At 38.3% G+C, this 12,069-nt stretch carries 9 protein-coding genes and 1 riboswitch; of the genes, 6 read left to right on the top strand and 3 right to left on the bottom strand.

Annotated features, from left to right (window positions below; all coding sequences use genetic code 11):
- The first annotated feature begins 202 nt into the window (after window positions 1–202).
- Window positions 203–304: riboswitch (purine riboswitch) on the top strand.
- A 199-nt stretch (window positions 305–503) separates the two neighbouring features.
- Window positions 504–1,805, top strand: coding sequence for an NCS2 family permease (locus J2Z23_RS05255; RefSeq protein ID WP_209973405.1), 1,302 nt, complete (start codon window positions 504–506; stop codon window positions 1,803–1,805).
- Between the two features lie 137 nt (window positions 1,806–1,942).
- Window positions 1,943–3,727, top strand: a complete 1,785-nt coding sequence (gene ade / locus J2Z23_RS05250; protein ID WP_209973403.1) for an adenine deaminase — start codon at window positions 1,943–1,945, stop codon at window positions 3,725–3,727.
- Between the two features lie 96 nt (window positions 3,728–3,823).
- Here ade and J2Z23_RS05245 read toward each other — a convergent pair whose 3' ends face one another.
- On the bottom strand, window positions 3,824–4,672 hold the full coding sequence (locus J2Z23_RS05245; RefSeq protein WP_209973401.1) for an alpha/beta fold hydrolase: 849 nt from the start codon (window positions 4,670–4,672) through the stop codon (window positions 3,824–3,826).
- A gap of 410 nt (window positions 4,673–5,082) precedes the next feature.
- On the opposite strand from J2Z23_RS05245, the gene J2Z23_RS05240 reads away from it, so the two are divergent.
- The gene (locus J2Z23_RS05240; protein ID WP_064468777.1) at window positions 5,083–5,733 is read left to right on the top strand and encodes a restriction endonuclease; all 651 of its coding nucleotides are present in this window, start codon (window positions 5,083–5,085) and stop codon (window positions 5,731–5,733) included.
- Window positions 5,734–5,988: 255 nt separating this feature from the next.
- On the opposite strand, the gene J2Z23_RS05235 is transcribed toward J2Z23_RS05240, so the two are convergent.
- A complete protein-coding gene (locus tag J2Z23_RS05235) occupies window positions 5,989–6,915 on the bottom strand; it encodes an aldo/keto reductase (protein WP_064468779.1) in 927 nt (308 codons plus the stop codon).
- A gap of 726 nt (window positions 6,916–7,641) precedes the next feature.
- Here J2Z23_RS05235 and J2Z23_RS05230 point away from each other — a divergent pair.
- From J2Z23_RS05230 to J2Z23_RS05220, 3 genes are all read left to right on the top strand, one after another.
- On the top strand, window positions 7,642–8,550 hold the full coding sequence (locus tag J2Z23_RS05230) for a glycine betaine ABC transporter substrate-binding protein (RefSeq protein WP_209973399.1): 909 nt from the start codon (window positions 7,642–7,644) through the stop codon (window positions 8,548–8,550).
- Between the two features lie 365 nt (window positions 8,551–8,915).
- Window positions 8,916–10,043 (top strand): ABC transporter ATP-binding protein, encoded by a 1,128-nt coding sequence (locus J2Z23_RS05225; RefSeq protein ID WP_057981838.1) that lies wholly within the window; start codon window positions 8,916–8,918, stop codon window positions 10,041–10,043.
- A complete protein-coding gene (locus tag J2Z23_RS05220) occupies window positions 10,043–10,678 on the top strand; it encodes an ABC transporter permease (protein WP_057981839.1) in 636 nt (211 codons plus the stop codon). The genes J2Z23_RS05225 and J2Z23_RS05220 overlap by 1 nt, the downstream gene beginning before the upstream one ends.
- A 52-nt stretch (window positions 10,679–10,730) precedes the next feature.
- Here the strand turns inward: J2Z23_RS05220 and J2Z23_RS05215 are convergent, their stop codons facing one another.
- Complete coding sequence (locus tag J2Z23_RS05215) at window positions 10,731–11,834, bottom strand: SGNH/GDSL hydrolase family protein (protein WP_057981840.1); 1,104 nt, start codon at window positions 11,832–11,834, stop codon at window positions 10,731–10,733.
- Between the last annotated feature and the right edge of the window lie 235 nt (window positions 11,835–12,069).

Genomic DNA, 12,069 nt, shown 5'->3' with positions numbered 1-12,069 from the left:
AAGGTGTGACCATGAAAAAACTAACTATGATTCCTTAAAAGTTTAACACTTTGCTTGGGAATATCCTATAAAAAGCGCTAGGAAGATGTGAAGATTAAATGAACACTTGATTTCACGAACATTAATGGTAAAAAACAAAATAATATTCGTGAAATCTATTGACGTTTTTAGGTCTTTTATGCTATTAATAGAGATGTACTTAATTGAATCATTATTTATTGAATGTATATGTTTGGGAATATGGCCCAATCGTTTCTACCAGGTAACCGTAAATTGCCGGACTACATGAATGAGGATAGAATAATCGTGGACCATCTATCTAGGTTGAGGAAGAAAGTGGCCCAATTTTTATTTCTATTTACAATGTAGGCGTGCCTGGGTGAAAGAAGCCCAGGCTTTTTGCATTCAATGAAGCGTGAGTAGCTACGTATAAGATCTACATGCTGTTCCTAAAAAGTTTACTAGCATTTTAAGCTTTGAAGAGATAATAGGAGGAATAATGAATGCAACGCTATTTTAATTTTAGGGAATTAAATACTAATTATCGTCAAGAATCTGTTGCTGGTTTAACGACGTTTTTGGCGATGGCTTATATTTTGTTTGTCAACCCATCTGTGCTCAGTGATGCTGGAATGGATCAAGGGGCAGTTTATGTTGCAACAGCATTGGCTTCAGCCATTGCCTGTTTAATTATGGGGTTATGGGCAAAATACCCTGTGGCTCTTGCACCAGGAATGGGGATAAATGCTTTCTTCGCTTATACAGTTGTACTTGGCATGGGTATTCCTTGGCAAACGGCTTTAGCAGGAACATTTATGTCAGGATTAATCTTTTTTATTCTTACTTTAACAAAAATACGTGAAACGATTATTAATGCCATTCCTGAGCAGCTTAAGTTAGCTGTTGCGGCAGGTATTGGTTTGTTCATAACTTTTATTGGCTTTCAGAACGCAGGAATTGTTGTCGATGCTGATCCAGGTACAACAGTTGTTGCTTTAGGAGATATTACAGCCCCAGGAACTTTATTGACCATATTTGGGATTGTCATTACAGCATTCTTTATGATTCGTGGATTTAAAGGGGCCATATTTTATGGAATGATTGTAACGGCGATTGCGGGGATTATATTCAAACAAATTCCATTACCAGATGCGCTTGTTTCTACTATTCCAAGCTTAAAACCAACTTTTGGCGTTATGTTCGGCAATTTGGGAGATTTATTCACTCCTCATTTGCTCGTTGTCATCTTTACTCTCTTGTTCGTAGATTTCTTTGATACGGCTGGCACACTAATGGCTGTTGCCCGTCAAGCAGGGTTATTGGAAGATGGAAAATTACCACGCGCTGGCAAGGCTCTTTCCGCAGACTCGGTTGCGACTATGATTGGAGCAGTTTTAGGAACATCAACGACTACATCTTTTGTCGAATCAACTTCAGGTGTGGCGGCAGGTGGGCGCTCAGGCTTCACTTCTGTCGTGACAGCAGGGTTCTTTATTTTAGCGTTATTCTTTTCTCCATTACTTAGTGTGGTAACATCGGAAGTAACGGCGCCCGCTCTAATTATTGTCGGGATCCTAATGGCATCCTCTCTGGCAGAAATTAAATGGAAGGATTTTGAATTTGCGATTCCAGCGTTTATGACAGTTGTGACGATGCCTTTGACTTATAGTATTTCTACTGGGATTGCGCTCGGCTTTATTTTTTATCCATTAACAATGGTGTTCAAAGGGAAATTTAAAGAAGTTCATCCGATTATGTATGTGCTGTTTGTCGTATTTGTTATTTATCTAGGATGGGCAGCTTAGTAGAGTGATAGATTTAACATGACCGATAGCGGGAATGCTCAATACAGAATGGGCATTCTTCGCTTTTTATTTTATAAATAGAAAGATGGACTTTACTTTAAATCCGAACTGTCCAAGAAGAGAAGGGAGACCTCATCATGAGAAAGAAAATATATGAAGTAAGTCAGCAACTATCGAAAGTGGCAAGAGGTGAAGAGAAAGCAGAACTTGTCATCACCAATGGCATATTAGTAAATGTTTTTACAGGAGAGCTGTTGGAAAATATCGATGTATCGATTGTTGAGGGAAGAGTAGCATATGTTGGAACGTCTGACCATACGATAGGTGAAAATACGCAGGTGATCAATGCTAAGGGCAAATACCTAGTCCCTGGATTTATTGACGGCCATATGCATGTAGAGAGTACGATGCTTTCTGTGACAGAGTTTGCGAAGGCTGGACTTGCCAAAGGAACAACCTCCATCTTTATGGATCCCCATGAAATTGCCAACGTTTTTGGGGTAGAGGGTGTACGGTTGATGCATGAGGAAGGCCAACAACTGCCTTTGAAGGTATTTACAACCTTTCCTTCATGCGTTCCTGCTACAACAGACTTTGAGGATGGGGGAGCAACCTTAAGTGTTGAAGATATTAAAGCGGGGATGCAGTGGGAAAATGTTGCAGGACTAGGCGAAGTCATGAATTTTCCAGGAGTTGTTTATGGGGATCCGCTTATGACTGGGGAAATTGCGGAAACTATCAAAGCGAATAAAACAGTGACAGGGCATTTTCCAGCGGACGATTCCAAAATGCTACAAGCCTATATTGCATCTGGAGCAGATTCTTGTCACGAAACAGTGACAAAAGAACATGGATTAGAAAAATTACGTCTTGGTATGCATTTGGTGATTCGTGAAGGGTCTGCTTGGCAGGATGTGAAAGAAGTTATCAAGGTTGTGACAGAAGAACATGTTCAAACAAACAATATTAGTTTGGTGACAGATGATGTCTATCCCCAAACACTCGTTGATAAAGGCCACTTGAATCATGTAGTTCGTCGTGCTATCGAGGAAGGGGTTGATCCCGTTACAGCGATTCAAATGGGAACGATTAATGTCGCTCGCTATTACAAAATGGACCGCGATTTAGGCTCGATTGCACCTGGAAAAGTGGCAGATATTTTGTTGATTGAAGATATTCGGAAATTGGAACCAAGTACAGTCATTGCGGACGGAGAAGTGATCTATCAAGATCATCAGCTAATGAAGGAATTTCCAACCTTTGTATATCCGGAACATATTCGGAATTCTATCAATCTAAAACAAGCTTTAACTGCAACTGATTTTCAACTTGAAAGTAAAAGTAATAATGAAGAAACAAAAGTCAATGTCATTAATGTCATAGAAAATAGTGCCCGTACCGAGAAAATGACTACGGCTTTGAAGGTTAAGGATGGGTTCATTGAGCCAGATCTTGAGCACGATATTCTGCAATTAGCGTGTATTGAACGTCACCATCAAACAGGGCAAATCTCCTTAGGTTTCGCCCACGGCTTTAAGTTAAAACAGGGTGCTGTGGCCTCAACCGTGGCCCATGATAGCCATAACTTACTCGTGATGGGAACAAATGCAGAGGATATGGCATTTGCTGCTAATGAGTTAGCTAAAATCGGTGGAGGTATGATTGTGGTCGATGATGGAAGAATCTTGGCCCAAGTAAGTATGCCGATAGCAGGTCTCATGTCTGATCAACCATTGGAGACGGTTGTAAAAGAGGTCCAACAACTTGAAGCAGCCTGGAAAACATTAGGTTGTCCTATTCATGCACCATTCATGACCTTTTCTCTCATTGCTTTACCTGTCATACCGGATGTACGAATTTCCAATCGTGGGCTGGTTGATGTAAAGGAATTTAAAATGATTGATGTAGAAATAACGGATTAATTTTAAAAAAGAGAAGCTACGCTGGCTTCTCTTTTTTCTCTATCGAGTTTGCATGGCACTCCTAAAGGAAACGTACTTTGGGGTTTACTTTAATTTCTACTCATCAATGTTTTCCCACAAAAAGTTAGCGATGAGTTGATCGACTACCTCAATTTCATGTAAACCAGAATGGGTAGCCGTTATACTTGTGACAACCTTCCCTGTAAATTGGTCTGAATTGATTAGATTTCGATTGGCTAGGGCGCTTTCTAATGAAACCAGACCGTCCCCTGTCAAAGGATCCTCTACAACTCCTGCAATTGACAGTACTTGAATGTCATCTGGAAAAGATGTTCGATGATGGCTTAATTTATTTAGTGCTTGGGAGTTTGGTTTTAAATCGATCAGTGCTTTCCCATAGTTTCTCTCAAAATAACCCTTTTGATCAATTCCGAGAAAAGGACTTCCAATTGTTATTAGACTTTGAACTTTTGGATAGCCATCTTGATTTTCTGTACTCTGAATATAATTTGTTAAAGCCAGCCCACCCATTGAATGACCGACAACATTGATTTCTTCAATATAATAACGTTCCTTTAATTGTTTCATGATCTCTTGTAGCCACTTTGTTTGATCGCTTAATTGGGCGCGATTATTCTCAAAAATGACTTGGATAAATGGATTTTCAACATTTTTAGGGAGTGTCCCTCTAATTGAAACACGGCCATTTTTGTGGACAAAACATACAAGGGTTTTTGTCCCCCAATTTTGTTGCTCCATTCGTTCTAACATAGTTGAAAAAGAGCGTTCGCTCCCCTTATAACCATGGAGAAAAAGAGTTGGGATAACAGCAGGCGAGGCGGCAACATGAGTTTGTTCATTTATCAATTTTGGACGTGAAATAAAAAGTCCAATAATGAGTATACAAATAAAAAATAATCCTATTCCTGAATATTTCTTTTTCATTAAATTCCCCCTAAAGGTTATACTTCTATTTTACCATATACTGTAATAAATGTTATTCAATTGTTGTATTTTGTTTAAAAATATTTCAAATTCATTACAAAGAGTAATTGTTAAAAATTTATATGGAGATTTTTGCGCAAATTTGCACAACGTTGTTTTGCGCTTTATGTGCCGCCGCAAGGACAGCATATATTTAGTCTTTGTACACTTATCTCCAAGGGGCCAGCTTCCACTCTAATCAACTGGTAAGGAAAATACAGTGACTAACAATTTACCTTTCTTTAACAATAAAGTTCGAGTGCTTTTCACTATAAAGCAATTATGAAATAAATTGACTCATTCCTTTAAGGAGATCTCAAGAATAAGGATCCCCAAAAAAGGTGATAACTGTCGTAGGGAGGTATTGCCAAATGGTATATGTAGAGGTTGCAATCGCAGTCTTATTATTGGCCGCATATATACACTTTCAACGTGCTAAGCGGAGAAATAGTTATGAACTAGATTTAATTAACCGACAATTACATTCGAGTGAAGAGGTTAAATGGACTTTAGCCATGGGACTATATTTAAGATTTAAGCAGGAGGAAGATTTAGCTTTCGAAGGTGATGAACAAGAGAGGGAAGTGGATTCACAGTACACGAAGAAATTTATTAAAGAGGATCCTTTAATATTTGAAGATTTTGTAGCAGATATTTTCGAAAGAGCAAAGGGAGGAGAAACAGATGTCCTCCCATCTAGGCAAGATTTTGGAATTGATTTTAAACATAAGACAGAAGAAGGCTTATTTCTTGGACAAGTGAAGTGTTGGAAAGACGATGTCGATTTTGAGCCCATTGCTCTTATCCATTCTAATATGGTAAAAAAGCAAGCGGTTGGCGGATATGTTATTACTACCTCGGACTTTACAGATGCAGCAAAAGAGTATGTGGAACCTTTAAATATTGAATTAATTAATGGAAGAAAGCTAGTGGAACTTTGGATGGAAGCTTTGCAAAGCCATGAAGAAGAAATAAAAAAAGTCCTACCTGGTTTGTATCAAGCGGAACCGGAGGAGGGATAATAGGATTGTTTCTAAAGAAAATGGTAAAGAGTCCTTATGCAAGGGATAAGGAAGGGGAGCAAAATTGCGCCAAATTTAATATGATGAACACCACCTTTAGAAAATCGAAATACATTCGCACTTCGAAAAGCCATAAAGTTTATTCCTTTTATTATACACCTCGAGTTGGCGGTTTTATAGATGTCCTCATAGGGGAATAGAGACGTATAGAAAACACTCTCTCCTTTTAAGTAAAGAAGAGAGTGTGAGGAGAACTTAAGGAACGATATGTCCAGCAGCTTTATAAAGGTCATACCATTCTTTTCTTGTTAGGATGATCTCAGAGCCCGCACAGGCATCCTTGATCCGCTGAGGAGTCGTTGTTCCAAGGACCACTTGGATATTTGCTGGATGGCGAGTAATCCAGGCAGATGCGATGGCTGTATTGGTGACCTGATATTTTTCAGCTAATTCATCCATCACTTGATTTAATTCCGGGAATTTCTCTAAGTCACCTAGAAAAGGCCCTTCAAAGAATCCGTTTTGATAAGGAGACCACGCTTGAATCGTAATATCTTTTAAACGACAATACTCTAAAATACTACTATCGCGATTGATCGATTGATCGACAGGCATATTTAATGCAATACCAGAATCAATTAAAGCAGACTGGGCAATACTTAGCTGTAATTGATTAACGACTAATTTATGTGATACATATTTTTGTAGTAATTCTATTTGCATAGGGTTGTGATTTGAGACCCCAAAATAGCGAACTTTCCCGCTATTATGTAATTCATCGAAAGCTTCTGCTACTTCCTCGGGTTCCATCAAAGGATCAGGACGATGCAGCAGCAAAAGGTCTAAGTAATCCGTTTTGAGCCTTTTTAAAATCCCTTCAACAGACTTGACAATATGCTTTTTTGAAAAGTCATAATAATTATCTTTTGAATGAATACCACACTTACTTTGTAAAATCATTTTATCCCTTATACTTGCATTCATTTGGATGGCATCAGCGAAAAGGGATTCACATTCTCCCCCACCATAAATATCCGCATGATCGAAGAAATTAATACCTTCCTCCATAGCTGTGCGAACCAAATTTCCAATCTCGACTTTCGTAAGTTCATTGATACGCATATTTCCCATCACCATATTGGAAACATTTAAACTTGTATTTTTTATTGGAAAGTACTTCAATTTCTTCTCCTCCTTTACCATTTTCATATTCATACAATACCGATTTGGATGAAAGCGGTCAATTATTATGTTTTATTATGAGATTTGTTTTAATTGAAGAGATGTACGGAAGTGTTGGCAGTTAAAACGCCTTCGAGTATTCTTATGCTTTATAGAGCATTTTGTAGAACTTATAAGATTCCCTATCACTGACTTTAGCTCAACCCGAGTATTGGAGTTTAATAGATGGAGATGGAGAATTAGCGGAATTGTACGACAGTCAGTTAAACTATATAATTGAAGTCATTAGTTTCGTTCGTTTCGTTTGAGTTGTCTTTCTTTGCGTCAGTTTTTATTTTCAATAAATATTAGACAAGCTATTTTAAAGGGATACGGTCTGTGAGAAGATTGAGGGATAATAAAGTAGGACATATTAACTAGGCTATGTTGTTAAGCATCGTTCACGGACATCTAGAGAACGATGATCTTCAAACTAATGTTTTTTAGAGGTTCTCCAACTTGTTTATCTACAAGCCTAAAATACTACTGATCTGCTTAGAACGATCATAGAAGGTCTAAGAGAAAATGATGTAATAACACTTGTGAAATTATTCACATTATTTTTGAGCTAATTTTATATTTAAAAATTTAGCGATACAAACGTAAAATAAATATACCGAATAATCAAACAATTAGTGGAGCGAACTGGAGTTGCAAGTAAAAAATATACAATGGGGGTTTTATAGGATGAAAAAGATAGTATCTATTATGATCATTAGCATGCTTCTGTTTATTCTAGTTGCATGTGGGAATAGTGGAGCAGATCAAGCAGAGTCAGGAAAAATTGTTGTTTCTGGGAAAGAGTTTACAGAGCAAATTATTATGACACATATGCTTGCAGAATATCTTAAAGCGAATACAGACCTAGATGTTGAAGTAAAAGATGCTTTAGGTGGGGTATTCGTACTCCAAGAAGCCATGAAGAAGGGTGATATTGATTTATATGTTGAATACACTGGGACAGGTTATTTGAATGTTTTAGATGAGGAATACAAACCTGGTATGAGCCCAGATGAAGTGTATGATGAAACGAAAAAAGGTTATGAAGAAGAATTTAATACAACCTGGTTAGAGCCACTTGGATTTAATAATACATATGCTTTAGCTATACGAAAGGAACTGGCTGAAGAGTTGGATGTTAAAACATACTCAGATTTAGCCAAACATGCCTCAAAACTATCTTTTGGAGCAGATCCAGAATTCTTTGAAAGAGGAGATGGTTATGATGCACTTATTGTGGAGTATGATACTGAGTTCGCAAAGCAGGTAAATATTGATCCAGATTTAATGTATTTGGCGGCAAAAGATGCGGAGATTGATGTTATCACTGCTTTCTCGTCTGATGCAAGAATTAAGCAATATAATTTGGTCATTTTAGAAGACGATAAAAAATTCTTCCCACCTTATTATGCTGCACCGATTATTCGCCAAGCAGTTTTGGATGCTAATCCTGACCTAGCAGACACACTTAACAAATTAGCGGACACCTTGGACGATGAGCGTATGCAGGAACTGAACGCCCAAGTCAATTTGGATAAGAAAGAACCAGAAGATGTAGCACTTGAATTTTTAAAAGAAGAAGGGTTAATAGATTAGTTAAATAAGGTGAGTTGTGTCCTTAAAAATGAGGATCACAGGCTTATTTTGCAACACGTCCTTGTGACCTATGTTCAGCAGGTCTTAGTATTTTGATACATCAGGATATATAATCTACGACTCAGTGATGATACGTCCTGTATGGAACGTCGAAGTCATTATTTACTGTGAGTAACACTGAAGTCAGTATATCTTGTAAAAATTCGGTATCTAAAACTTCGCATTTGCGAACTTCCTTCGTACAGATTGACTAGTGGCGGGCGTCGTCGATTGACGTCAGCGATCTTAGCCTCTGGGTCCATTTATCTCCCTTTTTGGGAGCAAGGTGCACAACTCTTTCGGAATGAACAAAGTGGGAGGCTTTTATGATTAAATTTGAAAATGTAAAAAAGCAATATAAAGATGGTTTTGTTGCGATAAAAAGTATTAATTTAGAAATAAATAAAGGGGAGCTTGTTACATTAATTGGACCGAGTGGTTGTGGGAAAACAACCACAATGAGAATGATTAACCGCTTAACAGAACCTTCGGCAGGCAGAATATTGATTAATGGGGAAGATACCGCTAAAGCAGACCCGGTTGAGTTAAGAAGAAATATCGGCTATGTCATTCAGCAAATCGGGCTATTTCCACATATGACAATTGAGCAGAACATCTCTCTCGTTCCTAAGTTAAAAAAGGCAGATGTGGAAAAAACAAAAAAGCGAGTAGATGAACTACTAGACCTTGTCGGTTTAGATCCTACTACATTTAAAAAACGGTATCCTTCAGAATTAAGTGGTGGGCAGCAACAAAGAATTGGCGTAATCCGTGCTTTAGCGGCAGAGCCGGATATTATTTTGATGGATGAGCCTTTTAGCGCTTTGGACCCTATCAGTCGTGAACAACTTCAAGATGATATTGTCAATCTTCAGGAAGAAATTCAAAAAACAATTGTCTTTGTTACACATGATATGGATGAAGCGATTAAAATTGCCAACCGCATTGTCATTATGAAAGATGGAGAGATTGTTCAAGTAGATACACCGGAGCAAATACTCAGACGTCCAGCCAATGATTTTGTCAAAGGATTTATTGGAGAAGAGCGTCTTAACCAAGGAATAACATTACCGACTGCAAGCGATATGATGTACACGGAAGTAGTGACTTCTTCCCCTAAACGAGGACTAGCTTCCGCACTTCATATAATGAGAGAGAAAAGAGTGGATAATTTATTTATCACTGATAAAGATAAACAATTTCACGGAGTTGCGACACTTGAAGCTTTAAAAGAAAATTACCGAAATGAAGACTTGATCGTGTCAGATATTATGAAGTCAAATGTCCAAACATTAACAGCTGATGCAATCCTAACAGATGTAGCGGAAATATTTACAGAAGGGCATACAAGTGCTATTCCGGTGCTAGATGATGGGAAATTAGTTGGGATTGTAACAAGAGCAAGTATGATGCGTGGACTAGCCGATATGAACGGAAATGGAGGTCATGACTGATGGAACTAATCGAGACATTTATTAAGAGAAAAGATGCCATCTGGATTGCCTTCCAAGAACATCTATTTCTGGCCAGTGTTGCAATGGTACTAGCAATCATCATTGCTGTGCCACTAGGAATTGTTTTGACTCGGAATAAAAAAATAGCTGAATTTGTTATCGGTATAGCAGCTGTTATTCAAACTATACCGAGTTTAGCTTTACTTGGTTTTATGCTACCGCTATTTGGAATCGGTAAAGTTCCTGCGATTATTGCGTTAACTCTTTACGCGCTTCTTCCTATTCTAAGAAATACGTATACAGGAATTATCGGAGTGGATCAATCGTTAGTGGATGCTGGAAAGGGGATGGGCATGACCTCAAAACAAATCTTGTTTATGGTTGAATTGCCACTTACTTTACCAATCTTGATGGCTGGAATTCGGACATCAACCGTTTTAACCATTGGGGTAGCGGCCTTGGCAACCTTTATAGGGGCGGGTGGACTTGGTGATCTCATAATTAGGGGACTGAATGTCATGGATAAAAATCTGATTTTATCTGGGGCCATTCCGGCAGCTATCCTAGCGATCGTTTTTGATCTATTATTAAAATTGTTAGAAGACAAAGTAACACCTAAAGGATTAAAATCATAATAAAACAGGCAGGATCATTCTGAAAGATCCTGCCTTATGTTTGTTTAAAGTATTAAATACATAAAATCCCTTTTAAAATCGGCGTCAGTTTCTCCGCGACGCACATAAATCCTAAATCAGTAGCATGGGAGCCATCGACCGTTTTTTCATGGTTGTTTTCGCCTAAAAGGTCGGTCCCATCATAAAAATATAGCCGCTGATCGCCCGCTTTCTGTAATTGTTGAATAAGTTGTTTCTGGAAGGATAGACGCTCTAATCGCTCCTCTCGTAAAATGGGATTTACAATTTCATAGGCATACGGGTATTTGGAAACTACCAAGATGGGGATATCACGGTGATACTCTCGATACAGTTGGATAAATCTTGGCAAGGTTTCTTTATACAAGGCTGTACTGACACAATTTGGTTCATAATCTAATACAAGACAAGCGGGATCTTTTATTTCGCGAATTAGTCTGGCCATATTGGCTTCTCCCTTTCCATTTCCTGAGAATCCGAGATTAATAAATTCCTGATTAAAGCGCCTACTTAAAATATTAGGATATGCCATACCTGGTCGGGACGCACAACCTCCTTGAAGAATGGAAGTTCCATAGAAAATTACTTTCTTGCTGGTTGTATATGGCGAAGGTGGCTGTATAACTGCATCTGGATCGAGCCCAATTGCTACTTCTTTCACTCCTTGATAGAGTGGGAAATTTAACGTGATAAGCACAGGCTCTCCATTCTGTCTTTCAAACAATGTCACTTCATACTCTTCTTGGGTGTGGTCATATTTCGTGACCCCAACAAATTGTTGCTCTCCAGGTTCCCCTATATAACAATCAAATCCGCATTGTCCGGTAGCTGGCATATGAAACATATTGGCTTTTCCTTGAAGCTTTACTTTTAAAGCTAACTGCCTAGAAGAGGTGCGAAAACGTATTTGCCCGCCCGCTGTACAATTAGCTAAAACATCAACCGCTTCTGTCACTTCAAAGTTTGGTTGCTTTGGTAATCGCCGAAATGTTCTATCTTCCTCAAACCAAGCGAAGCCATTAATTTCGAATGGGCTCTGTTTTGGATTATGCCATTGTAGCGGTATGCCAGACAGTGAATGAGCCTTCATATGCTCATCTAATCTTCCAACATTCATAGATTGCCTATCTTCACTCATCTTTTTCCTCACTTTTTAAAATATGACGTTATTTAGAATATTCTCCCTTGGGTGCGGAATTCCTGCATTTCTTATGAGCTGGAAAAATAGGAGGAAGAGCAAGTTGCCTGTTTTGCAAAGAAAAAGGGAAGATTTTTGCCTTCAAGGCTATTCGCAGTGAATGGACAAATCTAAAAAAGCAAACAAGTCCGTTGATAGAAAGGTATTTATCGAGATAAAAAGTAGAGGGAAACAA

The sequence above is a fragment of the Lederbergia galactosidilytica genome (assembly GCF_017873565.1).
In the GTDB taxonomy this organism is placed as follows: domain Bacteria; phylum Bacillota; class Bacilli; order Bacillales; family Bacillaceae_C; genus Lederbergia; species Lederbergia galactosidilytica.
This window is presented reverse-complemented; position numbering and strand designations above follow the sequence as displayed.

Bases quoted from the DNA above. Each gene is read 5' to 3' on its own strand.
- J2Z23_RS05240 (WP_064468777.1), top strand. From the start codon at position 5,083: ATGGTATATGTAGAGGTTGCAATCGCAGTCTTATTATTGGCCGCATAT.
- J2Z23_RS05230 (WP_209973399.1), top strand. From the start codon at position 7,642: ATGAAAAAGATAGTATCTATTATGATCATTAGCATGCTTCTGTTTATT.
- J2Z23_RS05225 (WP_057981838.1), top strand. From the start codon at position 8,916: ATGATTAAATTTGAAAATGTAAAAAAGCAATATAAAGATGGTTTTGTT.
- J2Z23_RS05245 (WP_209973401.1), bottom strand. From the start codon at position 4,672: ATGAAAAAGAAATATTCAGGAATAGGATTATTTTTTATTTGTATACTC.
- J2Z23_RS05215 (WP_057981840.1), bottom strand. From the start codon at position 11,834: ATGAGTGAAGATAGGCAATCTATGAATGTTGGAAGATTAGATGAGCAT.
- ade (WP_209973403.1), top strand. From the start codon at position 1,943: ATGAGAAAGAAAATATATGAAGTAAGTCAGCAACTATCGAAAGTGGCA.
- J2Z23_RS05220 (WP_057981839.1), top strand. From the start codon at position 10,043: ATGGAACTAATCGAGACATTTATTAAGAGAAAAGATGCCATCTGGATT.
- J2Z23_RS05255 (WP_209973405.1), top strand. From the start codon at position 504: ATGCAACGCTATTTTAATTTTAGGGAATTAAATACTAATTATCGTCAA.